Here is a 26,693-nt window from a genome sequence, read left to right as displayed (position 1 = left end):
TGGGGTCAAAAAACAACCGACGACGCACGGGTTGATCCGGTTAGACCGGTTTCAGCGGGAATTTTGCAAGCGGCTCAGGTGATGGCGCAGCAGGCCGCGGCGTGGAACCGCGGCGACGTGGAAGGCTACATGCGCGGCTACAAGGACGCGCCGGACACCACCTTCATCGGCAGCAGCGTGCGCAAGGGCTATCGCAGCATTCTCGACAGTTACCGCAGGCACTACGCGACGGCGCAGCAGATGGGCCGGCTCAGCTTCTCCGAGCTGGACGTGCGCCTGCTGCCGGGCGCCGGCGGCGAGCCGCGCTACGCCGTGGTGACCGGCCGCTTCCACCTCGACCGCGCGACGCACGGCGAGGTGGCGCAGGACGATGGCGTGTTCTCGCTGCTGTGGGAAAAGACCGCCGACGGCTGGAAGATCATCCTCGATCACACCAGCTGACTGGCCAGCTCACTTCTCCACGAAGGGTTTCAGCCGCGCCAGCGCGTCGTCCCACTGGCTCGACACCAGGTCGATGTAATCGCGCAGTTCACCGAGCGGCTGCGGGTCGAGCGCGTACAGGCTTTCGCGGCCGGCGCGCTAGGAGCGTGGGCGGTAGAAACCAAGCAGGCGAGGCAAAGCCGTTTTGAGCCAGCTTGCGTGACGGTTTGCCGGCCCATAGTGGTTCTATGGGCCAAAAATCGGCGCGGAAGGTGGCCAAAACGGCGCAGCCGCAGCCGCTTGTGTTTCTGCCGCCCACGCTCCTAGGGCAGCGGTACGGCGGCCGCCGGCTCGTTCGCGCGCAGGAACGCCAGCGCTTCCTGGCAGGGCGCGTCGACCTTCAGGGTGAGCAGCGCATCGGCACGGGTGCGGCCCAGCGTCACCGCGGCCACCGGCTTGCCTGCCTGCGCGGCGGCCGCCACGAAGCGGTAGCCGGAATAGACCATCAGCGAGGAACCCACCACCAGTACCGCATCGGCGGCCTGCCAGGCGCGCGTGGCGGTCTCCACGCGCTCACGCGGCACCGCCTCGCCGAAGAACACCACGTCGGGCTTCACGATGCCGCCGCAGCGCGGACAGGGCGGTACCTCGAACGACGCGAAGTCGAGGCCTTCCAGCTCGGCGTCGCCGTCCGGCGCGTCGATGGCATCAAGCTGCGCCCAGGCCGGGTTGCGCCCGAGCAGCCGCTGCTGGAACGCATGGCGGGCGCCTCGCCAGTCGCAGCCCATGCAGCGCACCTCGTCGAGGCGGCCGTGTAGGTCGAGCACCCGTTCGCTGCCGGCACGCTGGTGCAGGCGATCCACGTTCTGCGTCACCAGCAACTCGACCTGCCCGCGTTGCTCCAGCGTGGCCAGGGCGTGGTGCGCGGCGTTCGGTTGCGCACTGCCGAAGCGCCGCCAGCCGACCATGCTGCGTGCCCAGTAGCGCTGGCGCGTCGCTGGCTCATGCATGAACGCGCTGTAGTTCACCGGCGGCGGACGCTTCCATTGGCCGTCGCGGTCGCGGTAGTCGGGAATGCCGAGGCGGTGCTGCAGCCGGCGCCGGTCAGCACGAACAGGCGCGGATGGGCTTCGAGGAATGGCTGCAACGGAGTCATCGGCTGGATATGAGGGCGCGGCGGGCCTGAAAACAGAGCGCAGGCAGACGGAACGACGTCGTGCCATTGTGACATCGCGGATTTCATCGGAGTAACTTGGCGCGCTCGCGGGCTGCTGCCCGCCCTGCCACTGGGGAACCCGACCATGCCCGTGCAAGCCCGCCGCCTCGCGCCCGTCCTGGCGCCACCACGTACCCGCCGGGATGCCTTGCTGGTCACTGCGCTGGCCGGGCTGTGCGCCGTTTCGTCTGCCTGGGCGCAGGCGCCGCAGCTGTCGGCGCGGACGTTGCAGTACGTGAAGTACGCGCAGCCGCTGATCGCGATCACCCATGTGCGGGTGATCGACGGCCACGGCACGCCGGCGCGGGAGAAGCAGACGGTGCTGCTGCGCGACGGCCTGATCGCGGCGCTCGGCAGGCACGTGAAGCTGCCGAAGGGCGCGACCGTGATCGACGGCAGCGGGCACACGCTGATCCCCGGCCTGGTCGGCATGCACGACCACATGTTCTATCCGGCGCCGAAGGTGAATCCGGAGGCGAAGGATGCGATCTATCCCGAGCAGGCATCGAGCTTTCCCAAGCTGTACCTGGCCGGCGGCGTCACCAGCATCCGCACCACCGGCAGCACCGAGCCGTACACCGACCTGGAGCTGAAGAAGGCGATCGACGTCGGCAAGATCCCCGGACCGAAGATGCACACCACCGGGCCGTACCTGGAAGGCAAGGGCAGCTTCACGCCGCAGATGCACGAGCTGGCCGATGCGGCCGACGCCACCGAGACGGTCAACTACTGGATCGGCGAGGGCGCAACCTCGTTCAAGGCATACATGCACATCACCCGCGCCGAGCTGTCCGCGGCGATCGCGGTGGCGCACGCGAAGCACGTGCAGGTGACCGGCCACCTGTGCGCGATCGGTTTCACCGAGGCGGTCGGGCTTGGCATCGATGACCTGGAGCACGGCTTGCCGGTGGACACCGAATTCAGCGCCGGCAAGCAGCCCGATGTCTGCCCCGACACCAAGGCCGCGCTGGCCCAGCTGGCGACGATGCGCGTGGACGATCCGCGCATCCAGCAGTTGATCAGGACCCTGGTGGCGAAGCATGTGGCGATCACCTCGACCCTGCCGGTGTTCGAGACCTTCGTGCCCGGCCGCGCGCCGGTGGATCAGCGCGTGCTGGATGCGATGCTGCCGGAAACGCGAGTGGAGTACCTGGCGAGCCGCGAGCGCATCGCCGGCATGCACGATTCGCCGTGGCCGAAGGTGTTCAAGCTGGAGCAGGATTTCGAGCATGCGTTCGTGCAGCAGGGCGGCACCCTGCTGGCCGGCCTGGACCCCACCGGCTATGGCGGCGTGATCGCCGGCTACGGCGACCAGCGCGAAGTGGAACTGCTGGTCGAGGCTGGATTCACCCCGTTGCAGGCGATCCAGATCGCCACCCTCAACGGCGCCCGCTTCATGGGCGAGGACCAGCGCATCGGCTCGATCGAGGTGGGCAAGGCCGCCGACCTGGTGCTGCTCGACGGCAATCCGGCCGAGAACATCAAGGACATCGAGAAGGTCGAACTGGTGTTCAAGGACGGCATGGGCTACGACCCGGCCAAGCTGGTGAAGGCGGCGAACGGCACGGTGGGCCTGCGCTAGCGCAGGCCCTTGCCGGGCGTGGAGCACTTGAGTTTCTCCGCCCCGGCCCGGACGATCGCCGGACGCCCCTGCGGGGACTCTTGCCGGGGGACATGCATGCCAGCCACCACGCCATTCCTGCGCATCGGCACGGTCATCGTGCGCGTGCGCGATCTCGCCCATGCCTTGCCGTGGTACCAGCGCCTGCTGGCGGTCGAGCCGATCTATTTCGAAGGTGGCGAAGGATTGGCGGTGCTGCCGCTCGGCGATACCAGCCTCACCTTGTGGCAACGCAAGCTCCAGGAAACCGGCCACGCCACGACGGGACGCGCGGGAACCTATCCGATTCTGGCGGTCGCGGACGCCGACGCCGCGCATGCCTTCGTGACGGCTCACGGCGGTACGCCCGAGCCAGTGGGGACGGGCGCCGGCGTGCGTTTTTTCGGCTTCACCGACCCGGACGGCAATTACCTGGAAGCCTGCCAGGTGCTGTGACTGGCGCCGCCGGCGCTGCAGCGGCGCGCTAGCATGGCGGCATGAACCCGGCCGAGCTCGACAACCCGTTCTGGTCCGCGTTGTGCAGCCGGCACCGGGCCATCGCGCTGCGCCACGGCGACGTGGCGCGTTATCCCGCGGCTTTTGCTCCATTCCTCGGCTTGGCCAGCGCGGAGGCGGACATGACCGGGGCGCTGGCGTCGCTGGTCGAGCCAGGCGAATCGGTCTACCTGCTGGGCGTGGCGCCGTCGTCGCCGCGCGGCGGGACGCTCGAGGCGTTCGCTCCGCTGGCGCAGATGGTGTGTCCGGCGCCGATCACGGCGGTCGACGGACCGCCGGTGGTCGAGTTGACCGCGGCGCATCGCGCCGACGTGCTGGCGCTGACCGCGCTGGTGTATCCGCACTACTTCCGGCCGCGCACGATGGAACTGGGCCGCTACTTCGGCATCTACCAGGACGGCCGGCTGGCGGCGATGATCGGCGAGCGACTGGGCATGGAGGCGCAGCAGGAGATCAGCGCGGTATGCACGCACCCCGACTTCACCGGCCGTGGCTATGCGCGCCGGCTGCTGGCGCTGCTGTCGAACGACAACCTCGAACGCGGCCGCCTGCCGTTCCTGCACGTGAGCCACCAGAACCGGCGCGCGGAGTCGATGTACGAGCGGATGGGCTATCGCCACCGGCGCGATATCGGGTTCTGGTCATGGCGCCGGGCGCCGGCGTGATCCGCCGTGTGGTCGCGTGAAACACGGCGTCCGCGGTGGCAACGCCGGCATCGCGCCAGCAGCGCGGGTTGAACCCGCTGGCGGGACAACTTACCGTGCGCTTTCCCCGCCCCGCAGGAGTACCACGTGACCCGGCTATCCGATTTTCCCGTCAACACGCGCTGGCCAGCACGGCATCCGGAGCGCATCCAGCTCTATTCGCTCAGCACGCCGAACGGGGTGAAGGTGTCGATCATGCTGGAGGAGACCGGGTTGCCATACGAGCCGCATCTGGTCGACATCGGCAACGACGAGAGCCATACGCCGGAGTTCCTCGCGCTCAACCCCAACGGCAAGATCCCCGCGATCATCGACCCCACCGGCCCCGGCGGCGAGCCGCTGGCGTTGTTCGAGTCGGGCGCGATCCTGCTGTACCTGGCAGAGAAGAGCGGCCAGTTCCTGAGCGCCGATCCGGCGCGGCGCTGGGAGACGATCCAGTGGCTGTTCTTCCAGATGGCCTCGATCGGGCCGATGTTCGGTCAGCTGGGCTTCTTCCACAAATACGCCGGCCGCGAGTACGAGGACAAGCGGCCGCTGGCGCGCTACGTCAACGAGTCGAAGCGCCTGCTCGGCGTGCTGGACGGGCGCCTTGCCGGGCGCGAGTGGATCATGGGCGACGAGTACAGCATCGCCGACATCGCCACGCTGGGCTGGGTCAACAACCTGATCACCTGGTACGAAGCGCGCGAGCTGGTCGACTACGACCGCTACGCCCACGTCGGCGGCTGGCTTGAACGCGGCCTGGCGCGGCCGGCGGTACAGCGCGGGCTGCAGATTCCCAGCCGCGGCTGAACACGCGGTCCGGCGCGGCAAGCGGATACATCGGGAGGGTCGTCATGGGCACGGTACTGGTCACCGGCGGGTCGGGTTTCATCGGCAGCCACTGCATCCTGCAATTGCTGGCCGCGGGGCATCGCGTGCGCACCAGCGTACGCAGCCTCGGGCGCGAGGCCGCGGTGCGCGCCATGCTGAAGCAGGGCGGGGCGGAGCCGGGCGAGCGGCTGTCCTTCGTCGAGGCCGACCTGGAGTGCGATGCCGGCTGGCCGCAAGCGGTGGCCGGTTGCGACTATGTGCTGCACGTGGCCTCGCCGTTCCCGCCGGACCTCCCGCAGCACGAGGACGAGCTGATCGCGCCCGCCCGCGATGGCGCGCTGCGCGTGCTGCGCGCCGCGCGCGACGCCGGCGTGCGGCGCGTGGTGCTGACCTCCTCGTTCGCGGCGGTCGGCTACGGCCATGCGCCGCAGACGGCGCCGTTCGACGAGACGGACTGGACCGACCTCGACGGTGAAGGCGTGCTGCCCTACGTCAAGTCCAAGACCCTGGCCGAACGCGCCGCGTGGGATTTCATTGCGCGCGAGGGCGGCACGCTGGAGCTTGCGGTGGTCAATCCGGTGGGTGTGTTCGGCCCGGTGCTGGGGCCGGACTATTCCACCTCGATCCTGCTGGTGCAGCGGCTGATGGACGGTGCCGTGCCCGGCTGCCCGCAGCTGTGCTTCGGCGTGGTCGACGTGCGCGACGTGGCCGAGCTGCACCTGCGTGCCATGACCGATCCGGCCGCCGCGGGCGAGCGCTTTCTCGCCGTTGCGGGGGATTTCATGTGGATTCGCGAGATCGCCCGGACGCTGCGGCAGCAACTGGGCGCAGCGGCGCGCCGGGTGCCCAGGCGGCAGTTGCCCAACTGGCTGGTGCGCCTGGCGGCGCTGCGCGACCCCGCGGTGCGGCAGATCCTGCCCGAGCTGGGCATGCGCAAGAACGCCAGCGCCGCCAAGGCCCGACGCGTGCTGGGCTGGTCGCCGCGCGCGCCGCAGGATGCCGTGGTCGCCAGCGCCGAGAGCCTGCTGCGCCTGGGTCTTCTGAAGGGCGGCGTGAAGGCCAGCGCCTAGCGTCGCCTGGCGGGACGAGATACGTTCGCGCCACCGCGCGTCAACTTGCGCACAATGCACCATCCGACCCGCGGGATCACCGGCATGCCACGACACCATCACGAACGACACCGTACCGACCGCATCGGCTGGCTGCGCGCCGCGGTGCTGGGCGCGAACGACGGCATCGTCTCGACCGCCAGCCTGGTGCTGGGCGTGGCCGCCGCGCATGCCAGCGGACAGAACATCCTGGTCGCCGGCGTCGCCGGGCTGGTGGCGGGGGCGATGTCGATGGCCGCCGGTGAGTACGTGTCGGTGCATTCGCAGGCCGACAGCGAACACGCCGAACTCGAGCGCGAGCATCTGGAGCTGCAGACCCAGACCGAGGCCGAGCACCGCGAGCTGGCGACGATCTACGTCGGCCGCGGGCTCGACCCGCAGCTGGCGCGGCAGGTGGCCGACCAGCTGATGGCGCACGACGCGCTGGATGCCCACGCCCGCGACGAACTGGGCATCACCGAGACGTTGAAGGCGCGGCCGCTGCAGGCGGCCGGCGCCTCGGCGCTGAGTTTCGCGGTGGGTTCCGCGCTGCCGCTGCTGGTGGTGGCGCTGGCGCCGGCGGCGAGCTTGCTGTGGCTGGTGTTCGCCACTTCACTGGTGTTCCTCGCCGTGCTCGGCGCGGTGGCGGCGTGGGCCGGCGGTGCGAAGATGGGCGTCGGCGCCATGCGCATCACGTTCTGGGGCGCGCTGGCGATGGCGGTCACCACTGGCGTGGGCATGCTGTTCGGCACCGCCGCGTAGCGCGGCGGTTCGCAGCCTGGGAAAGATGGCGTTTCCCGCGCAGTGTTTCAGTTGCCCGGGTGGTAGACCCGCTCGGTGTGCCCCTTCAGTTGCTCCGGCCAGAAGTACACCGTACGCAGGTTGCCGGTGGTGTAGCGCTCGGCCTCGTCATTGAAATGCTTCGAGCCGGGGTGCCCGTTCTCGCCGCCGGCGGTAATCGCGCGGGCGCTCACCTTCGGGCCGAACTCCACCACCGCCACGAAGCTGTTGCCGCTGGTGCCGTAATACTTCTTCGTGCCGGGCCAGCGGTGCGCGCCGAACGAGGCCAGCGAGCCCCAGCGCGAGGACACGAACGGCACCGGGATGCTCGGCCTGGCGTCGTCGAATTTCTGCACGATGGCGCCGTCGTTGCGCTGGTAGCGGTTGACCTCGCCCCATGGCACGCCCCAGCTGCCGAAATCCTGCTGCAGCCGGTCGGAGGCTTCGGCTAGCGTGTCCAGCCGCGCCCTGGCACCGGCGTCGCCGGCCATGTAGTCGTACACCGACTGGTCTTTGGATGCGGCCTCGGCGTGCAGCTTGTCCCACAGCATGTCGCCCCAGAACACCGCCAGCGTGGTTGGCATCGAGGCGATTCCCCAGCGGTAGTCCCAGCTGCGCAGCAGTGCGACCTGGCCGGCCAGGCGCGACTTCAGCGGATCGTGGTCGGGCAGCATGTCGTAGTCGTGCACCAGCACCGGCACCAGCCGCGAGAACGCGGGCAGGTAGGAGTCGAACGCGGCGCTGATCAGCGAGGTCTGGCTGAAGTCGCGCACGCGGTCCAGCACACGGGTGGCGTGGATGCCGCGCGGGTTTTCGCCGAAGCTGTCCATGTAGCGCGGGTAGTCCGCCTGCTTCGGACTGAACGCGCCGGCGGCGGAGTACGGCCAGTTGTTGGTGTTCATGATCCAGCCGTTCGACGGGTTGAGCAGGTGCGGCGCCTCGTCGAGCTCGTGCAGGCCCTGCCAGTCGGTGGCCGGGTTGCTGCCGTCGACCGGCTTGGTGTAGTCGAAGCGGTTGTCGCGCCTGGGGATGAACTGCGGGTGCAGGTACGCGATCTCGCCCTTGTCGTCGGCGAAGATGGTGTTGTTGGACGAGTTGGCCTTCAGCTCGGCCACCTTCAGGTAACTGGCGTAGTCGCTGGCCTTGGTGCGCAGCCAGCTCTGCTGCAGTGCCTCCATCGGCTTGTTCATCAGCGCGATGGCGATCCACTTGCCGTCGGCTTCGCGCACGATCGGGCCGTGGTGGGTGAAGTGCGCCTCGAAGTTGCGCGTGGCCATGCTGCCGTCCTTCGCGCGGTAGGCCACGCGGATCGTGCGCGTGGCGACCGGCCGCAGTTCCTTGCCGTAGCGGTAGAACAGCTGGCCGCCCTGGTGCACGATGGTTTCGGCGAACTCGTCGACCACGTCGGCGCCGGTGGAAGTGTGCATCCAGCCGATGTGGCGGTTGAAGCCCTGGTAGACGAAGAACTGGCCCCAGGTCACCGCGCCGTAGGCGTCCAGGCCTTCGTCGCTGCTCATCTGCAATTCGGAGCGGAAGAAGAACGAGGTGTGCGGGTTGATCCACAGCAGCGCGTGGCCGTCGGCGCTGAGCTTGGGTGCGATCGCGAAGCCGTTCGAGCCGGTCGGCTCGACCCAGCTGGACGGCGTGTCGGCGCGCGCCAGCGCGGCGGGGTTGCAGCCGTAGAACGCTTCGAGCTGTTTCAACGAGACGCGCTCGATGTCGCCGCCGATGCTGCCCTCGCTGAAGCTGAGCGCCATCCATGGTTCGAAATGTTTGATGACGCGCGGATGCACGTCCGGGTGCGTGGCGAGGTACCAGTTGAGTCCGTCGGCCCAGCTGTTCATCAGCGCCTGCAGCCAGGCGGGACTCTTCGCGTACAGCGCCTTCAGCTCGACCGGGTCAATGAACAACTGCTGGCGCAGGTCGCTCCAGATCGCCGCTTCGCCTTCGGCCTCGGCCAGCCGGCCCAGCGCGTTGAGATAGTTCGTCTCGACCCGGTTGAAGTCGTCCTCGGCCTGGGCGTAGGCCATGCCGAACACCGCGTCGGCGTCGGTCCTGCCGTGCACGTGGGCGATGCCCCAGTCGTCGCGGGTGATGGTGATCGCCTGCGCCTGGCGCTGCCAGCGGGCCCGTTCGGCGGGCGGGGTACTCTGTGCGTTGGCAACCAGCCCGTACGCGAGCAGCGCGGTGGCCAGCAGCAGGCGCGGCAGGTGGCGCGAGTCCTTCGCAGTGTGCGTGGGCATCGGTCTGTCATTTCCCCTGGACGTGTTGGCGCAACATGTGCCGTGGAGTTGACCATCAACGGGCTACGCTTGCAAAACGATGCAGTAATGTGACGATTTGACGCATGCGCCGAAGGTCGCCTTGGCGGTTCGCGCCGACGTACCCAGAATGGGGCTCCGGACAGGGCCACGGTCTGGGCGACCTTTGCGGCTGCGGCCTGTTCGAGCCCCTTTGGAGAGTTGAAAAACCATGACGACACGAATTGCACATACCGGTCTGGCCGCACGCCGCATGTCGGCGGAGCAGGCGGCCGAGCTGATCCTGCCGGGCATGACGGTGGGCATGAGCGGCTTCACCGGGGCTGGCTATCCCAAGGCCGTGCCGCTGGCGCTGGCCACGCGGATCTCCACGGCGCACGAGCGCGGCGACAAGTTCGCGCTGCGCATCCTCACTGGGGCCTCGACCGCGCCGGAGCTGGACGGCGCGCTGGCGCGCGTGGGCGGCATCGACTTCCGCCTGCCGTACCAGTCCGACCCCGAGCTGCGCGCGCGCATCAATGCCGGCCAGATCGAGTACATGGACATCCACCTGGGCCAGGTGGCGCAGTACGCGTGGTGCGGTTTCCTCGGCAAGATCGACGTGGCACTGGTCGAGGTCGCCGGCATCCTGCCGGACGGCCGGCTGGTGCCGTCCACTTCGGTAGGCAACAACAAGACCTGGCTGGACCTGGCCGACAAGGTGATCCTGGAGGTGAACCGGCGCCAGCCCGAAGGGCTCGACGGCATGCACGACATCTACTACGGCACCGCGCTGCCGCCGCATCGCAAGCCGATCCCGCTGCTGCAGCCGGGCGACCGCATCGGCGAGCCGTACCTGCGCTGCGACCTGGACAAGGTGGTTGCGGTGGTGGAAACCGATGCGCCCGACCGGCTGGGCCGTTTCGCGCCGCCGGACGAGGCGTCGCGAAGCATCGCCGGACACCTGGTGGAGTTCTTCCGCCACGAGATCGCCGCCGGCAGGCTGGGCGAACAGCTGCTGCCGCTGCAGTCGGGCGTGGGCAACATCGCCAACGCGGTGCTGGGCGGCCTGCGCGAGGGCGGCTTCCGCGGTCTGACCGCGTTCACCGAGGTGATCCAGGACGGCATGCTGGAGCTGATCAGCGACGGCACCATCGCGATGGCCTCGGCCACCTCGCTGTCGCTGAGTCCCGAGGGCGTGGAGGAGTTCGTGCGCCACATCGACTTCTACCGCCAGCACATCGTGCTGCGTCCGCAGGAGATGTCCAACCACGCCGAGCTGGTGCGCCGGCTCGGCTGCATCGCGATGAACGGCATGGTCGAGGCCGACATCTACGGCAACATCAATTCCACCCACGTCGCCGGCAGCCGCATCATCAACGGCATCGGCGGCTCCGGCGATTTCGCCCGCAACGGTTTCCTGTCGTGCTTCATGAGTCCGAGCACGGCCAAGGGCGGTGCCATCTCGTCGCTGGTGCCGATGGTCAGCCACGTCGACCACACCGAGCACGACGTGGGCCTGGTGGTGACCGAGCAGGGCCTGGCCGACCTGCGCGGGCTGTCGCCGAAGCAGCGGGCGCGGGCGGTGATCGCGCAGTGCGCGCACCCGGACTACCGGCCGATGCTGCAGGACTACTTCGACCGCGCCTGCCGCGACAGCTACGGCAAGCACACGCCGCACCTGCTGAACGAGGCGCTGTCCTGGCACCAGCGTTACCTGGACAGCGGCAGCATGCGCTGACCTTGTCGATTGGCGGGCGGGCCGTTCGTCGTGTCCCAGTGAGCCGGTGCGCCGGCTCCGCTTTGCCCACCCGACGACGAGGTCACCCCCATGCAAGTCCAGCCCTACCTGTTCTTCGACGGCCATTGCGAAGAGGCCATTGCGTTCTACCGCCGGGCGATCGGCGCCGAGGTGGTCATGCTGATGCGCTACGGCGACGGCCCCGCAGGCTCCGCCCAGTGCCCGGACGGCACGCAGCTGCCGGCGGACAAGGTGATGCACGCCTGCCTGCAGATCGGCGCCAGCCAGGTGCTGGTCTCGGACGGCTACAGCGGCGGCGCGCCCGAGTTCGACGGGTTCTCGCTGGCGCTTTCGGCCGATGACGACGCCGCGGCGAAGCGCATGTTCGATGCGCTCGCCGATGAAGGCGAGGTGCAACAGCCGCTGATGGCGACCTTCTTCACCTCCAGCTTCGGCATGCTGGTCGACCGTTTCGGCGTGTCGTGGATGGTGATGGTGCCGAACACGCCGGCCGGCTGACGGCGCAACGACAACGGGATGGCCTGCCGCGGGCCCGCGCGAGGAACCTGCCACTGCGGCATGCGTCAGATGACCGGGCGCGCCGTAATATCGACGCATGCAGGTGGCCGAGATGGCAGAGGCGAAACCGACCGTCGGGAGTGCGCAGCGGCGCACGGCCTTCGTGCTGGCCGGCGGCGGCAGCCTCGGCGCGATCGAGGTGGGCATGCTGCAGGCCCTGCTCGACTGGGGTGAGACGCCGGCATTCCTGGTCGGCGCCTCGGCCGGCGCGATCAACGCGGCGTACTTCGCCGGCGACCCGACGAACACCGGTGCGCGCGAGCTGGAGCGGATCTGGTGCGCGCTGAAGCGCAGCGACGTGCTGCCGTTCAACCTGGGCAGCGTGTTCGGCCTGCTGCGCCGGCGCGACCATCTGGTGGATTCGTCCGGGCTGCGGCGCCTGCTCGAGCGCCACCTGCCTTACCGGCAGCTGGAAGACGCGGCGCTGCCGGTACACCTGGTGGCGTCGGACATGCTGAATGGCCAGGAGGTGTTGCTGTCCGCCGGTGCGGCGGTGGATGCCGTGCTGGCCAGTGCCGCGATTCCCGGCGTGTATCCGCCGGTGCGCATCGGCACGCGCTGGCTGGTCGATGGCGGGGTAACCAACAACACGCCGATCTCGGCCGCGGTCGGGCTTGGCGCCACGCGGGTGATCGTGCTGCCCACCGGGTTCGCCTGCGCATTGGAACGGGCGCCGCCGGGTGCGATCGCACGCGCCATGCATGCGCTCAGTCTGCTGGTGGCGCGGCAACTGGTGTATGACGCCGAGCGCTTTGCCGGTACCGCAGTGGAGCTGCGCATCGTGCCCAGCCTGTGTCCGCTCGACGTTTCACCGTACGACTACTCCGCGGCAGCCAGGTTGATTGCCCGCGCCCGCTCCGAGACCCGGCACTGGCTTGAGCAGGGCGGGCTGGAGCAGGCCAGGATTCCGCCGCAGCTGCGCGAGCATCACGACTGAGAGGTTGTGATTTTTTCAACCTCTCAGGCCGGCCACGGCGAGGCCACGGCGAGGGCATGGATGCCCGAGTTGAGGCAACGCAGGAGCAGTTGCCCGATGCCCGAGTTGAGGCAACGCAGGGAGCGGTTGCCCGATGGCCGGACATGAAACAATCACGCCAGTGACTGTTTCATGTGAGCGAGTCCGGGCGTGTACCGGACTCGCGACTGAAGAAAACCACAGGATGTGGTTTTCTTCACAAGTGAGCCCCCGAGGGCCGGGCGCGGCGTACTGCGAAGTGCGCCGCGGCCGATCCGGCCCGCCGGTGCCGGTTCAGCCGGATGACGGCGTCGCGCGTACGCCCAGCCAACCCTTGATCGCGGCGATGGTCAGCGGGATCGCGCCGAAGATGATGAACACCAGGTCGCCAGGCAGGCGCATCCATTCGATCAGGTGCGAGCGCGGGCTGCCGATGTAGTCGAACGCGCGGGCGTGCCAGTAGCCGTGCTGGATCACGTCCCACACCTGCAGCACGCCGCTGGGGAACAGGCTGAACACCACCATCATGGCCAGGCCGATATTGGTGCCCCAGAAGCCGGTCCGCACGTATTTCTCCATACCGGCCCAGCGCTCGTCGCTGCTGGTCTGGCGCAGCGTGAACACCATCAGCGCCAGCGCCAGCATGCCAAACACGCCCATCATCGCGGCGTGGCCGTGGTTCGGCGTGAGCTGCGTGCCGACTTCGTAGTAGCTGACGATCGGCAGGTTGATCAGGAAGCCGAAGATACCGGCGCCGATGAAGTTCCACACGCCCACCGCGATCAGGAAGTAGAACGTCCAGCGGTGCGGCACCGCCACCGACTTGCCGCAGATGTCGCACTGGCCGCGGGTGGTGCGCACGAAGTCCCAGGCGTCCAGCGTGAGCAGGGTCAGCGGCACCACCTCCAGCACCGAGATCATCGCCGACATCGCCATGTTGACGCTGGTCTGCCCGGTGAAATACCAGTGGTGGCCGGTGCCGATCAGGCCGCCGAGGAAGTACAGGATGCCGTCCAGGTAGATCACCCGCAGCGCCACGTTGCGGCGAGTCAGCCCCAGTTGGTAGAAGGTCAGCGCCACTACGGTGGTGGCGAAGAACTCGAAGAAGCCCTCGACCCACAGGTGGATGATCCAGAAGCGCCAGGTGTCGACCACGGTGTAGTTCGTCTTGGCGCCGAAGAACAGCGCGGGGATGTAGAACACCGGGATCGCCACCGTGGCGAACAGGAACATCTTCACCAGCGGCTTCGACTCCGGATTGGCCAGCGAACGCGGGCGCACCAGCAGCCACACCATGGCGAACCAGACCAGCAGGCCGACCACCAGCAGCAACTGCCAGAGGCGGCCCAGCTCCAGGAACTCCCAGCCCTGGTTGCCCAGCCAGAACCACCACTTGCCGAGCACCTGCGAAATGCCCAGCCACTCGCCGAGCAGGCTGCCGCCGATCACCACCACGAATGCGCCGAACAGCAGGTGCACCCACGGCGCGAACCAGCGCGGCTCGTCGCTGCGCAGCGTGCGGCCGAGGAACAGCGCAGCGGCCACGTAGGCGGTGGCGATCCAGAAGATCGCCGTCTGCAGGTGCCAGGTACGCATCAGGTTGCTGGGGAAGATCGTTTCCAGCTGGAAGCCGTAGAAGCTGCCCGGGTCGGCGCGGTAATGCGCCGCCGCGCCGCCGACCAGGGTCTGCATCAGGAACAGCAGCGCCACCACCATGAAGAACTTCACCAGTGCGCGCTGGCCGGGACCGGCCACGCCCGGCAGCAGGTGGGGGTGGATGTGCTGGCCGCGGCTGATCCAGCCGAGGTAGTCGAACTTGCCGAACATCAGCAGCACCACGGCGATGCCGGCCAGCAGCACGATCAGGCTGAGCGCGCTCCACAGCAGCGCCCCTGGCACCGGTGTGTTGCCGACGGCGGGGTCGTAGGGGAAGTTGTTGGTGTAGGAGTAGTTCTCGCCGGGGCGGTTCGCCACCGAGGCCCAGGCCGCCCAGGTCACGAACGCGGTGAACTGGTGCAGTTCGGTCGGGTCGGTGATCAGCCCGGCCTTGAGCCCGCCGTTGCGTTCCGGGTGCAGGAAGTAGTCGGTCCAGTGGGGAACCTGCTGATGGTACGCCGTCACCTCCGGTGCGGTCAGCTGCAGCGTGTCGCTGGCCGGATCGTAGCGATTGGTCTTCAGTTCCACCGCGGTCTCCGCGCGCACCGCCGCCTGCCGGGCCGGCGCCAGTTCGGCCAGCGGTTGGTGATACTGCTGCTGCGCGATGGCATCGGTAGCGTCCTCGCCGATGCGGTGCAGCGCCGCGGCCGAGTAGTCCGGACCGAGATAGGCCCCGTGGCCCCAGATGCTGCCGTTGTCCATCAGGCCGTATTTCAGGAAAACCGCCTGGCCGTCGCGAATGTCGTCGCCGCTGAACAACTGGTTGCCCTGCACGTCCACCACATGGGCAGGAATCGGTGGGGCATTGCGGTAGGCCAGCGTGGTGATCGCGAGCAGCCCGGCGAAGCCCAGCACCATCACGATCAGCACCGTTCGCAGCCACCAGGGGGAGAGTTCCGGATCTTCCGCAGTCAATGGCTGGGCGGCGATGCTCATGGTGCTTCCTCTTCCGCGATGTGTGGGCGAGTATCGGGCGGTATCGGGGACGCAGTCGCCGCCCGTGCTGGAACCGGATCGTGTCTGCTGTGGATTCACTCAGGATGGCCGCGGCAAGCTTTTTCTTCTTTCCGTGCAGGACGTGTGAAGGCTGTGCCGCACTGGCATCGATCGGGGGATGGAGCCGGGTGTGAAGCACCGCCATGGCCTTGCACGGCGCCGGCGGCGGCCACGGCTCCGACCGCGTACGCAAGGGGCGCCGCCACCAGGGTCATGCACCAGAGAGTTTCGGCATCACCGCGATGCCGGATGGCGGTCGGTATCGGAGCTTCTGCCTTCCGGGCCGGCCATCGACGCTGCAGTCCACTGCAGCACCATTGACGACCGAGGAAAAATCACATGCATACCCCTTTTGAGCGCACCGGCCCGTTGACCGAACTGGGCAGCTACCCGCAGTGGGCACAGGACATGGTGGCCGACTGCGAAAGCACCAAGCAGAGCGTGTTGGATCATGAGTTGTGGGCGATGATGCGGGAAGTTCGGCTTGGCCAGACCTCCACCGCCAGTTTCATGGTGGGGGTCTGGCCGTTCATTGAGCGCTTTCCGAGTTTCATGGCGTTGAATCTGCTGAAGACCCAATACGGACGCAGCCTTGGCGACGACATGGCACGCCGCTGGCTGGTGCGCAATATCCGGGTCGAACAGAATCATGCGGAATACTGGCTTGCCTGGGCAGAAGGCTCCGGCGTGCCTCGCGAGGAGGTGCTGAGTGCACGGCCCCCGCATGGCACGCAGACTCTGGCCAACTGGTGTGAGGAAATCAGCACCATCGGGACGCTGGCAGCGGGAATGATCGCCACCAACTATGCGATCGAAGGAGTGACCGGTGAATGGTCGCGGCCCATCTATGAAAGCACCGCTTACGCCGAGAGCTTTCCCCCCAGAACCAGGACCGGTAGCCTGCGTTGGCTTCAACTGCACGCGGCCTACGACGACATCCACCCGTGGGAGGCACTGGAGATAGTCTGCACACTGCTGGGCAGGACGCCGAAGATTGACGAGGTGACTCATCTGGGCGAGTGCGTCCGCAGAAGCTATACGAGTATGCGGATCGTTGGCGACCTCTGCATGCAGGCACGCAGCCCATCCACCTTGATGAAGGAAGTGGCTGCCTGACGGTCATCGGGACATGGGGCAAGGCGTTCCATTGACGGGTCAGGCATGAGATAACTTTGCGCATGCGCAAGGCATCCCCCATGTTGCAGCAACCTTTGTCACGACGCATGCTGCCGCTGGCCTATGCGCTGGTGGTGATGTTGGCCATGATCCTCGGGCTGACGTGGTTTGCCCTGCAGACCCAGGTCACTCTCGCTGGGTTTCTCAACAGCGAGAGTGTCTGGTCCAAAGCGCAGAAGCAGGCGGTCATTGCCCTGGATGGCTATGCGGTCACCGGCAATTCCGCCGATCTTGCCGGGTTCTGGCGGAATTACTCCACCCTCGACTCCGATCGGCTGGCGCGAGACGAGATTGCGTCGGGGTATTTCGACCAGGCAGTGGTGGACAGGGCGTTTGTCCATGGCAACGTCATGCCGACGGCGAAGCCTGGCATGATTTTCGTGCTGGAGCATTTTTCCAGAGCGCCTTATTTGCGTGATGCACTGGCGGCATGGCGCTCCAGCGACGTGGAGATTGCCCAACTTGCCGCCATTGCCAAGGAGCTGGAGCGCACATATGCCGCCGGGGCCGTTTCGGTTCAACAGGCAGCCATCCAGCGTGGCCGCATTCATGCCCTGAACGATTCGATCGAGCCGAAGGCCAACCGATTTTCACTCGAAGTGGCCCATGGCACGACGTGGATGGGTCACATGCTGTTCATTGGCGTATTGAGCGCCGCCTGCATTGCCGTCCTGCTATGGCTGGATATGGCGCACCGCACTCTGGCCAGCATTCGCGGCAGCGAGGAGCGCTACCGCCTGCTGTTCGACAGCGCCGCCGATGCGATCGTGATGGTCGACGAGGCCAGCGGGCGGATCCTGGACGTCAACCGCACCGCTTCGGCGTGGACCGGACGCAGCGCGGGCGAACTGGTCGGTGACCGCTTCGTGCACCTGTTCATGCAATCCATGGCGGGGCAGAAAACCGGGCAGGCCGCTGCCAACGTGCTGCTCGGGGCCAAGGGCCGCACCCGTCCGGTGGAAACGCAGACCAGCCTGGTCAACTGGGGCAGCCAGCCGGTGCGCCAGGCGATCATCCGCGACATCTCCGAGCGGGTGGCGCTGGAGCGTGATCGGCGCATCGCCGCCGAGGCACTGGCCAGCATCGCCGAAGGCGTGCTCATCGCCGATGCCGCGCGGCAGGTGATTTCGGCCAATGCGGCGCATGCCGAGCTGACCGGTTTTACCGCCCAGGCGCTGCACGGCAAGCGCCTCGACGACACCCGCCGCCTGCCCGGCGGCCAGCCGCTGCCGCCGTCGATCTGGGACAGCGTGGCGGCCGGCCACAACTGGATGGGCGAGGTACTGAGCACGCGCAGCGACGGCAGCAGCTATCCCGAGCACCTCAGCCTCAGCGCGATCCGCGATGCCAATGACCAGGTGGTCTACTACGTCGCCGTACTCACCGACATCCACGAGGCGAAGGCGAACCAGCGCCGGCTGGAACAGATGGCGCGGCACGATCCGCTGACCGGCCTGGCCAACCGCGCGGAGTTCGAGCGGCACTGCGCCGAGGCGATCGCGGTGGCCGAACGCGAGCGGCTGGCGGTGGTGGTGCTGTTCATCGACCTGGATGCGTTCAAGATCGTCAACGACAGCTACAGCCATGCGATCGGCGACCGCCTGCTGGTCAAGGTGGCCGAACGGATCCGCCGGCAGCTGTCCGAAGGCGACGTGGCCGGGCGCATCGGCGGTGACGAGTTCACCGTGCTGATCCCGCGGCTGATCCTGCGCGAAGACGGCAGGACCATCGTCAGCCGGCTGCTCGCCACCTTGTCCGAGCCGTTCCTGGTGGACGACTACGAGATCGTGCTGAGCGCCAGCATCGGCGTGGCCGGCTATCCGCTGGACGGCGACAATGCGCTGGCGCTGATCGCGAACGCCGACGCGGCGATGTACGCGGCGAAAACCGAGGAACGCAATGCGTTCCGCTTCTACACGCCGATGATGCACGCCGACACCCGCCGGCGCCTGCAGCTGGCCGCCGAGTTGCGCCAGGCGCTGGCGCGCAACGAGTTCCAGCTGGTGTTCCAGCCCAGCGTCGAGCTGCGCAGCGGCCGCATCGTGGCGGTGGAGGCGCTGCTGCGCTGGCAGCATCCGGAGCGCGGTGAGGTGCTGCCGGCCGAGTTCATCCCGGTGGCAGAGAGCCTGGGCCTGATCCGCCGCATCGACGAATGGGTGATGCAGACCACCTGTGCGCAGATCCAGGCCTGGGACCTGGCCGGCGTACCGCCGATCCGCGTGGCGGTGAACATTTCGGCGCGTTGGTTCGGCCACCCGGCCTTCGTCGACGGGATCAGCCGCAACCTGCAGTCGCGGCGGCTGGCGCCCCGGCGCCTGCTGCTGGAGATCACCGAGAGCGCGATGCTGCGCCTGGGCGACGACATCGAGCGCACCATGCAGACCCTGGACACGCTTGGCATCGCGGTGGCCATCGACGATTTTGGCACCGGCTATTCCTCGATGGCCTACCTCAAGCTGCCGGCGGTGACCTGTCTGAAGATCGACCGCTCCTTCATCATCGGGTTGCCCGGCAACAGCAATGACGCGGCGATCGCCGGGGCGATCCTGGCGATGGCGAAGAGCCTCGGCCTGACCACCATCGCCGAGGGCATCGAGACCGAGGCGCAGCATGATTTCCTGCTGCGCAGCGGCTGCATCGAGGGGCAGGGTTACCTGTACTCCTACCCGCTGCGGCCCGAAGATGTGCAGCATCTGCTGTGCCCGAGCCAGCCACCGGTGCCGACGCGGCTGAAGCTGGTGCCGCCCAAGCGCAGTTGATCGGTGCCCCTGCATGGCGCCGGCCCGGCTGCCTTGATGTGCATCAGGGCAGGCGGCGGCGCGGCGCAGGACACTGGCTGCAGTCCCGCCAGCCACGCATCTTCCTTCATGTCCAGCAGTCATTCAGTCCCCGACGGCAGCAAATTCACCAGCCCGCAGGGCACCCGCGCGGTAAAGGGCGGGCAGAAGCCCAATACGCACAGCCATGAACCCGACGTCGGCCGCAAGCCGCCGTGGCTGCGCGTGAAGCTGCCCAGCGGCGCGCACTACGAAGAAGTGGCCGACATCGTGCGCACGCACCAGCTCAACACCGTGTGCGCCGAATCCAAGTGCCCCAATATCGCCGAGTGCTGGGGCCGCGGCACGGCCACGCTGATGCTGATGGGCTCGGTGTGCACGCGCGCGTGCAAGTTCTGCTCGGTCAGCACCGGCAACCCGCAGGGCTGGCTCGATCCGCTGGAACCGCTGCAGGTGGCCGACGCGGTGGCGCTGATGGGGCTGAAGTACGTGGTGCTGACCTCGGTCGATCGCGACGACCTCGCCGACGGCGGTGCAGCGCACTACGCCGCCTGCGTGCGGGCGATCCACCAGCGCGCGCCGCAGGCGGCGGTGGAGGCGCTGACCCCGGACTTCGCCGGCAACCACGCCGCCGTGGCGACCGTGCTCGACGCCGGCCTGGTCACCTATGCGCAGAACATCGAGACGGTGGAGCGGCTGACCCATGCCGTGCGCGACCCGCGCGCCGGCTACGCGCAGACGCTCGGCGTGCTGGCCTTCGCCAAGCGGCACGCGCCGCAGACGTTGACCAAGACCAGCCTGATGCTGGGCCTGGGCGAGACCGACGCGGAGATCGAGCGCACGCTGGACGATATACGCGGCGCCAACGTCGACGTGGTTACGCTGGGTCAGTACATGCGGCCCAGCCCGCACCACCTGCCAGTGCAGCGTTTCGTCACGCCGGACGAATTCCGCCATTACCGGGAACTGGCGCTCGGCAAGGGTTTCGTGGAGGCGGTCGCCGGACCGCTGGTTCGTTCGAGTTATCGCGCCGAACGCGTGCTGGAGCACAACAACCTGGGACTGTGACCTGGGCGCGACGGGCCGGTCCAATGCTTCGATGTCCACCGACATCAGGAGGTACCGTCATGTTTCCTTCCATTGCACATCGTCTCCCCCGCCGCTCGCTGGTCGGGCCGGATTCCGCCGGCGCCGTGGCTGCGTCCGGCCGCAGGCCGCCCACACTGGAAGCCGATGAATCGGTGCTGGCGTGGGAGCGGCGCATCGACGACGAGCTCGCCCAGAGCTTCCCGGCCAGCGACCCGCCGAGCTGGGTGCTGGGCACGGTGTCGACGCGGCATTGAGTTTTCACCTGATTCATCGAGGAGGATGGCATGGACACGACGATGTACCCGCAGTCGACCGCAGAACTGGCGCGCAAGCGGCGCGAACTGGCACCCGCGCCGCTGGACGCGTTCAAGGCGTTCAGCGCCGCGGTGTTCGCCGACGGCGCGCTGCCGGCCGTCACCAAGCAGCTGATCGCGGTGGCGGTGGCGCATGTCACCCAGTGCCCCTACTGCATCAAGGGACATACGGCCGGAGCCTTGAAGCAGGGCGCCAGCGAACAGCAGATCATGGAGGCCATCTGGGTGGCCGCCGAGATGCGCGCCGGTGGCGCCTACGCGCACTCGACGCTGGCGCTGGACGTGATGCAGCATGCGCACGACGCGCACGGGGCGGGCTGAAATGGCCGCGCGGTTCAGCACGGTATCGGACAACATCCTCGATGCGGTGGGCGACACGCCGCTGCTGGAGATCGAGGGCGTCTACGCCAAGATCGAGTTCCTCAATCCCTCCGGCTCGATCAAGGCGCGCATCGCCAAGTACATGGTCGAGCGGGCGGAGCGGGAAGGTTTGCTCAAGCCCGGCGACACCATCGTCGAGGCGACCAGCGGCAACACCGGCAACGCGCTGTCGATGGTGGCGGCGGTGAAAGGCTACCGCATGCTGGTGGTGATGCCCGAGGGCATGTCCAGCGAGCGCGTGGCGATCTCGCGGGCGTACGGCGCCGACGTGCTGTTCTGCGGCAACTTCCATGTCAACGAGGCGCTGGTGCGCGCGCGTGAACTCGGCCAGCAGCCCGGCTACTTCGCGCCGAGCCAGTTCGAGTCGGAGTGGAACGTGGAGGAGAACCGGCTGATCCTCGGTCCGGAAATCCTCGCCCAGCTGCCGGCAGGTCGCGTGCCCGACGCGCTGGTGCTGGGCGTGGGCACTGGCGGCACGCTGATCGGCGTGGGCCAGGCATTCCGCGCGGCCAACCCGGCCGTGCGGCTGTTTGCGATGGAGCCGTCCGAATCCTGCACGATCCTGTGCGGCGAGATCGCCGCGCATACCATCGAGGGCATTTCCGACGGCTTCGTGCCGGGCATCTTCCAGCGCCATGCCGGACTGGTGAACGAGGTGCTGAGCGTGTTCAGCGCCGATGCGGTGAGCGAGATGAAGCGGCTGGCGCGCAGCTACGGACTGTTCTGCGGTCCGAGTTCCGGCGCGCACCTGCTGGCGGCCAAGCGCATCCGGCAGAACTTCCCGGAGCTCAAGACCGTGGTGACGGTGTTCTGCGACGAAGGCGAGAAATACCTGCACGAGTACTTCATGCAGCCGGTCGCCGTCGACGTGGACGCCACGCACTTCCGCTGAAGCGACGGAGGAGCGCACCCTGTGCGCGCGATGCTTTTCCACACCGTGACGAAGAGCATCGCGCACAGGGTGCGCTCCTACAACATGCCTACAGCGGCGCGCAGTGGCGGTTCAGCCATTCCAGGTCGGCGTCGTCCAGCAGCGGGCTGAGTGCGGCGCGCACGCTGGCGTGGTAGTCGTCCAGCCAGGCGCGTTCCTCCGGGTTGAGCAGGCTCGGTTCCAGCGCGCGGCGGTCGAACGGACACATGGTCAGCGTCTCGAAGGCGAGGAATTCGCCGAATTCGGTGCGGTCGGCCTCGACCACCACCGCCAGGTTCTCGTGGCGGATGCCGTGCCGGCCGGGCTTGTACAGACCCGGCTCGATCGAGCTGATCATGCCCGGCTCCAGCGCCACCAGCGCGCCGCCGGCGACCGGCGGGCGGATCGACTGCGGCCCTTCGTGCACGTTGAGGAAGTAGCCCACGCCGTGGCCGGTGCCATGGCCGTAATCCATGCCCGAGGCCCACAGCGGCGCGCGCGCCAGTGCATCCAGCTGCGGGCCGCTGGCGCCCCTGGGGAAGCGCGCGCGCGACAACCCGATCATGCCCTTCAGCACCAGGGTGGCGTCGCGGCGCTGTTCCGGCGTGGTCTCGCCCAGCGCCAGCACGCGGGTGATGTCGGTGGTGCCGCCCAGGTACTGGCCGCCGGAGTCGACCAGCAGCAGACCCCTGGCCTGCAGCGTGGCGTGTGATTCGGGCGTGGCGCGGTAGTGCGGCAGCGCGCCGTTGGCCTGGTAGCCGGCGATGGTGGCGAAGCTTTCGCCGACCCAGCCGGGCTGGGCCGAGCGTTCCTCGTGGAGCAGGGTGTCGACGTCCAGCTCGGTCACCGTCATGCCGGCGGCGAGGCGCTGCTCCAGCCGGCGGAAGGCGCGCACCAGCGCGGCGCCGTCGCGGCGCATCACGTCGCGGATGTGTTCCAGCTCGGCGGCACTCTTGACCGCCTTGAACGCGGTGCTCGGGTTGGCCGCCTCGATTCGGGTCACTTCTGGCGGGATTGCCGCGGCGATCGCGCTGACCACCCGGCCGTCGTCCAGCAGCAGGCGGTTGTCCACACCCAGTTCCTCAAGCGTCGAGGTGATCGAGGCGTAGTCGGCGATGCCGATGCCGTCAGCGGCCAGCTTCGCCACCAGCGCGTCGCCGAGCTTGGCGCGGCTCACGAACAGCGTGGCGCGGCCATCGACCTGCACCAGCAGGTGGGCCAGGAACACCGGATTGCACTCGACGTCGCTGCCGCGCAGGTTGGTCAGCCAGGCGATGTCGTCCAGGCTGGACAGCAGGTGGTGGGTGGCGCCGAGCTTGTGCATCGCCTTGCGCAGGCGGGCGAGCTTGTCGGCGCGCGGGATGCAGGCCCAGACCAGCTCGTGCTCGACCACCGGCGCCTGCGGCAGCGCCGGGCGGTCCGTCCAGACCGTGCCGGGCAGGTCCAGGTCGGTGCGCACCGAGGCGCCGGTGTCGGCCAACCGGCGTTCGATCTGGTTGCGGGTAGCCACCGCCACGCTGTCGCCGGCCACGGCCAGCACGTCGCCGTCGTGCAGATGCTGCTGCAGCCATTCGAGGTGTTCAGGCGTGTGCGGCACGCGCAGCTTCATCAAGCTGATGCCGCTGCCGGCCAGTTGCTGCTCGGCCTGCGAGAAATAGCGCGAGTCGGTCCACAACCAGGCCTGCTCGCGGCCGACGACCAGGGTGCCGGCCGAACCGGTGAAACCGGACAGCCATTCGCGCGCGGCCCAGTGGGCGGGCAGGTATTCGGACAGGTGCGGATCGGCGCTGGGAACGAGTACGGCGGCGATGCCGTGCTGCTGCATGGCCGCGCGCAGGGCGGCGAGGCGGGCGGGGACGGGGTTGTTCATCCGGCCATGCTAGCAGGCGCTGTGCGGCCGTTTCATCCATTGCAAGGGCGTCGGAAATGAACCGATCGCGACGAATTCCGTTGCGCCATCTCGCAGTGCGACGCTTCTGCGGCTAAAATGCCAATTTCCAGCACGGCTGCTTTCCATGACCCCCCTGATTTTCGTCACCGGCGGTGTGGTGTCCTCGCTTGGCAAGGGCATTGCTGCGGCGTCGCTCGCTTCCATTCTCGAAGCACGCGGCCTTTCGGTCACCATGATGAAGCTCGATCCCTACATCAACGTGGATCCGGGCACGATGAGTCCGTTCCAGCACGGCGAGGTCTACGTGACCGACGACGGCGCCGAGACCGACCTCGACCTCGGCCACTACGAGCGCTTCGTGCGCACCCGCCTGACCGGCAAGAACTCGATCACCACCGGCAAGATTTACGAGAGCGTGATCCGCAAGGAGCGCCGCGGCGACTATCTCGGCGCCACCGTGCAGGTGATCCCGCATATCACCGACGAGATCAAGCACTGCATCCACGAGGCCACCCGCGGCTTCGACGTGGCGCTGGTGGAGATCGGCGGCACGGTGGGCGATATCGAGTCGCTGCCGTTCCTGGAGGCGATCCGCCAGCTGCGCATCGAGCATGGCCCGGAGAAGGTGGTGTTCATGCACCTCACCCTGGTGCCGTACATCAAGGCCGCCGGCGAGATCAAGACCAAGCCCACCCAGCACTCGGTGAAGGAACTGCGCTCGATCGGCATCCAGCCGGACGTCCTGCTGTGCCGCTGCGAGCAGCCGCTGCCCGAGAGCGAGCGGCGCAAGATCGCGCTGTTCACCAACGTGCCGGAAAACGCGGTGATCAGCGCCACCGACGTGGACATCATCTACAAGCAGCCGTTGTACCTGCACCAGCAGGGGCTGGACGACATCGTGGTGAAGAGGCTCGGCCTGGACGCCAAGCCGGCGGACCTGTCCGAATGGCAGCGCACGGTCGATGCGGTGGAGCATCCGAAGAGCGAGGTCACCATCGCCATTGTCGGCAAGTACGTCGAGCACAAGGACGCCTACAAGTCGCTGGGCGAGGCGCTGCGCCACGGCGGCATCAAGCAGCTGACGCGGGTGAACCTGGACTGGGTCGACTCCGAGCAGGTGGAGGCCGAAGGCGCCGCGAAGGTGCTCGGCAAGGCCGATGCGATCCTGGTGCCCGGTGGTTTCGGCAAGCGCGGCTTCGAGGGCAAGGTGCTGGCGGCAAAGTACGCCCGTGAGCGCGGCGTGCCGTACTTCGGCATCTGCTACGGCATGCACGCGGCGGTGGTGGATTTCGCCCGCCACGTCGCCGGTCTGGAAGACGCCGACTCCAGCGAGAACGACCGCAACACGTCGAACCCGGTGATCGCGCTGATCACCGAATGGACCACCGCGAGCGGCGAAGTCGAGCAGCGCAGCGACCGTTCCGACCTCGGCGGCACCATGCGCCTGGGCGCGCAGGAATGCCGCCTCAAGGCCGGCACGCTGGCGCGCGAGCTGTACGGCCAGGACGTGGTGCGCGAGCGCCATCGCCACCGCTACGAGTTCAACAACCGCTATCGCCAGAGCTTCGAGGACCTGGGCCTGGTGATCTCCGGCAAGTCGATGGACGACCTGCTGGTGGAGATCGTCGAGTTGCCGCAACAGCAGCACCCGTGGTTCCTCGGCTGCCAGGCGCACCCGGAGTTCACCTCCACCCCGCGCGACGGCCACCCCTTGTTCATCGGCTTCGTGCGTGCCGCGCGCGAATACAAGGCCGTGCGCGAGGGCGAGAAGCTGGCCAGAGAGCACGTGGCATGAAGGCTATTCACCTCCCTGTAACTGGGTCCCGGCCAATCCATGGCCGGGATGACGGGCCGACGACGTCGCTGCAGCCACGAGGGCTGCAGCGATGAAACTTTGCAACTTCGAGGTTGGCCTGGACCAGCCGCTGTTCCTGATTGCCGGCCCCTGCGTGGTGGAGTCCGAGCAGTTGCAGCTGGACACCGCCGGCACGCTGAAGGAAATCACCGCGCGACTCGGCGTGAACTTCATCTTCAAGTCGAGCTTCGACAAGGCCAACCGTTCCTCCGGCGACAGCTTCCGTGGTCCGGGTATGGAGGAGGGCCTGCGCATCCTGGGCGAGGTGAAGCGGCAGATCGGCGTGCCGGTGCTCACCGACGTGCACGAGTACACCCCGATGGACGAAGTGGCATCGGTGGTCGACGTGCTGCAGACGCCGGCCTTCCTGTGCCGGCAGACCGACTTCATCCAGAAGGTGGCGCGCGCCGGCAAGCCGGTGAACATCAAGAAGGGCCAGTTCCTGGCGCCGTGGGACATGAGGCACGTGGTGGCCAAGGCCAAGGCCGTCGGCAACGACCACATCATGGTCTGCGAACGCGGCGCCAGCTTCGGCTACAACAATCTCGTCTCGGACATGCGCTCGCTCAGCGTGATGCGCGAAACCGGCTGCCCAGTGGTGTTCGACGCCACCCACTCGGTGCAGCTGCCGGGCGGCCAGGGTGCCAGCTCCGGCGGCCAGCGCGAGTTCGTGCCGGTACTGGCGCGTGCGGCGGTCGCGGTCGGCGTGGCCGGCCTGTTCGCCGAGACCCATCCCGATCCCAGCAAGGCATTGTCCGACGGCCCGAACGCGTGGCCGCTGGACAAAATGGAGGCGCTGCTGGAGACCCTGCTGGAGCTGGACGCCGTGACCAAGCGGCACCGCTTCCTCGAACAAGACGTGTAGGAGCGCACCCTGTGCGCGATGCTCTTCGTCGCGTGACGAAAAGCTCGCGCACAAGGTGCGCTCCTTAGGTCTTGATGTCCGACCTGTCAGGGTCGAGCATTCCCGACTGATCATCGGGGGAACCGGGTGAT

At 67.9% G+C, this 26,693-nt stretch carries 21 protein-coding genes and 1 pseudogene; 18 read left to right on the top strand and 4 right to left on the bottom strand.

From position 1 onward, the window contains the following. Positions 1–63: 63 nt before the first annotated feature. A complete protein-coding gene (locus tag AC3WTD_RS17835; RefSeq protein WP_492614585.1) occupies positions 64–441 on the top strand; it encodes a YybH family protein in 378 nt (125 codons plus the stop codon). Positions 442–743: 302 nt separating this feature from the next. Here AC3WTD_RS17835 and AC3WTD_RS17830 read toward each other — a convergent pair. Beyond that, positions 744–1,576: pseudogene (locus tag AC3WTD_RS17830) on the bottom strand (NAD-dependent protein deacetylase). Between the two features lie 145 nt (positions 1,577–1,721). Here AC3WTD_RS17830 and AC3WTD_RS17825 point away from each other — a divergent pair. From AC3WTD_RS17825 to AC3WTD_RS17800, 6 genes are all read left to right on the top strand, one after another. Beyond that, the gene (locus AC3WTD_RS17825) at positions 1,722–3,218 is read left to right on the top strand and encodes an amidohydrolase family protein (protein WP_492614584.1); all 1,497 of its coding nucleotides are present in this window, start codon (positions 1,722–1,724) and stop codon (positions 3,216–3,218) included. Between the two features lie 96 nt (positions 3,219–3,314). Next, complete coding sequence (locus tag AC3WTD_RS17820) at positions 3,315–3,692, top strand: VOC family protein (protein WP_235642194.1); 378 nt, start codon at positions 3,315–3,317, stop codon at positions 3,690–3,692. 41 nt (positions 3,693–3,733) lie between these two features. Then, on the top strand, positions 3,734–4,417 hold the full coding sequence (locus tag AC3WTD_RS17815) for a GNAT family N-acetyltransferase (RefSeq protein ID WP_027493440.1): 684 nt from the start codon (positions 3,734–3,736) through the stop codon (positions 4,415–4,417). Between the two features lie 126 nt (positions 4,418–4,543). After that, entirely contained in the window at positions 4,544–5,248 is a 705-nt protein-coding gene (locus tag AC3WTD_RS17810) for a glutathione S-transferase N-terminal domain-containing protein (protein ID WP_027493441.1), read from the top strand. A 44-nt stretch (positions 5,249–5,292) separates the two neighbouring features. Next, positions 5,293–6,339 (top strand): SDR family oxidoreductase, encoded by a 1,047-nt coding sequence (locus tag AC3WTD_RS17805; RefSeq protein ID WP_492614583.1) that lies wholly within the window; start codon positions 5,293–5,295, stop codon positions 6,337–6,339. A gap of 84 nt (positions 6,340–6,423) precedes the next feature. Next, the gene (locus AC3WTD_RS17800; RefSeq protein WP_027493443.1) at positions 6,424–7,119 is read left to right on the top strand and encodes a VIT1/CCC1 transporter family protein; all 696 of its coding nucleotides are present in this window, start codon (positions 6,424–6,426) and stop codon (positions 7,117–7,119) included. Positions 7,120–7,166: 47 nt separating this feature from the next. Here the strand turns inward: AC3WTD_RS17800 and AC3WTD_RS17795 are convergent, their stop codons facing one another. Next, a complete protein-coding gene (locus tag AC3WTD_RS17795) occupies positions 7,167–9,380 on the bottom strand; it encodes a penicillin acylase family protein (RefSeq protein WP_492614582.1) in 2,214 nt (737 codons plus the stop codon). 229 nt (positions 9,381–9,609) lie between these two features. On the opposite strand from AC3WTD_RS17795, the gene scpC reads away from it, so the two are divergent. The 3 genes from scpC to AC3WTD_RS17780 all read left to right on the top strand — a co-directional run bounded on the left by scpC (position 9,610) and on the right by AC3WTD_RS17780 (position 12,634). Beyond that, positions 9,610–11,118 carry a succinyl-CoA:acetate CoA-transferase ScpC gene (scpC, locus tag AC3WTD_RS17790; protein WP_027493445.1) on the top strand — a complete coding sequence of 503 codons (1,509 nt, stop codon included), beginning with the start codon at positions 9,610–9,612 and terminating at the stop codon, positions 11,116–11,118. Between the two features lie 90 nt (positions 11,119–11,208). Next, positions 11,209–11,637 carry a VOC family protein gene (locus AC3WTD_RS17785; protein ID WP_027493446.1) on the top strand — a complete coding sequence of 143 codons (429 nt, stop codon included), beginning with the start codon at positions 11,209–11,211 and terminating at the stop codon, positions 11,635–11,637. A 112-nt stretch (positions 11,638–11,749) separates the two neighbouring features. Beyond that, positions 11,750–12,634, top strand: a complete 885-nt coding sequence (locus AC3WTD_RS17780; RefSeq protein ID WP_492614581.1) for a patatin-like phospholipase family protein — start codon at positions 11,750–11,752, stop codon at positions 12,632–12,634. Positions 12,635–12,946: 312 nt separating this feature from the next. Here AC3WTD_RS17780 and AC3WTD_RS17775 read toward each other — a convergent pair whose 3' ends face one another. Beyond that, positions 12,947–15,244 carry a nitric-oxide reductase large subunit gene (locus AC3WTD_RS17775; RefSeq protein ID WP_492614580.1) on the bottom strand — a complete coding sequence of 766 codons (2,298 nt, stop codon included), beginning with the start codon at positions 15,242–15,244 and terminating at the stop codon, positions 12,947–12,949. 399 nt (positions 15,245–15,643) lie between these two features. On the opposite strand from AC3WTD_RS17775, the gene AC3WTD_RS17770 reads away from it, so the two are divergent. From AC3WTD_RS17770 to AC3WTD_RS17745, 6 genes are all read left to right on the top strand, one after another. Next, complete coding sequence (locus tag AC3WTD_RS17770; RefSeq protein WP_492614579.1) at positions 15,644–16,420, top strand: iron-containing redox enzyme family protein; 777 nt, start codon at positions 15,644–15,646, stop codon at positions 16,418–16,420. Positions 16,421–16,500: 80 nt separating this feature from the next. Further along, a complete protein-coding gene (locus tag AC3WTD_RS17765) occupies positions 16,501–19,239 on the top strand; it encodes a putative bifunctional diguanylate cyclase/phosphodiesterase (protein WP_492614578.1) in 2,739 nt (912 codons plus the stop codon). A 108-nt stretch (positions 19,240–19,347) separates the two neighbouring features. Then, positions 19,348–20,325, top strand: a complete 978-nt coding sequence (gene lipA / locus AC3WTD_RS17760; RefSeq protein WP_492614577.1) for a lipoyl synthase — start codon at positions 19,348–19,350, stop codon at positions 20,323–20,325. A gap of 59 nt (positions 20,326–20,384) precedes the next feature. Then, complete coding sequence (locus AC3WTD_RS17755) at positions 20,385–20,600, top strand: hypothetical protein (RefSeq protein WP_492614576.1); 216 nt, start codon at positions 20,385–20,387, stop codon at positions 20,598–20,600. Positions 20,601–20,630: 30 nt separating this feature from the next. After that, positions 20,631–20,981 carry a carboxymuconolactone decarboxylase family protein gene (locus tag AC3WTD_RS17750; RefSeq protein WP_027493453.1) on the top strand — a complete coding sequence of 117 codons (351 nt, stop codon included), beginning with the start codon at positions 20,631–20,633 and terminating at the stop codon, positions 20,979–20,981. Position 20,982: 1 nt separating this feature from the next. Then, complete coding sequence (locus AC3WTD_RS17745) at positions 20,983–21,933, top strand: PLP-dependent cysteine synthase family protein (protein WP_027493454.1); 951 nt, start codon at positions 20,983–20,985, stop codon at positions 21,931–21,933. Between the two features lie 88 nt (positions 21,934–22,021). On the opposite strand, the gene AC3WTD_RS17740 is transcribed toward AC3WTD_RS17745, so the two are convergent. Then, positions 22,022–23,821, bottom strand: a complete 1,800-nt coding sequence (locus AC3WTD_RS17740; RefSeq protein WP_492614575.1) for an aminopeptidase P family protein — start codon at positions 23,819–23,821, stop codon at positions 22,022–22,024. Between the two features lie 145 nt (positions 23,822–23,966). On the opposite strand from AC3WTD_RS17740, the gene pyrG reads away from it, so the two are divergent. Further along, positions 23,967–25,637: a CTP synthase gene (gene pyrG, locus AC3WTD_RS17735; RefSeq protein WP_027492306.1), complete on the top strand. Its 1,671-nt coding sequence runs from the start codon at positions 23,967–23,969 to the stop codon at positions 25,635–25,637. Between the two features lie 91 nt (positions 25,638–25,728). Further along, a complete protein-coding gene (kdsA, locus tag AC3WTD_RS17730; RefSeq protein WP_027492307.1) occupies positions 25,729–26,562 on the top strand; it encodes a 3-deoxy-8-phosphooctulonate synthase in 834 nt (277 codons plus the stop codon). Positions 26,563–26,693: the final 131 nt, after the last annotated feature.

Source organism: Rhodanobacter sp. FW106-PBR-R2A-1-15, from assembly GCF_058789735.1.
Note: the sequence above shows the minus strand (reverse complement) of the source record. Positions and strands in the feature narration are given on the sequence as shown.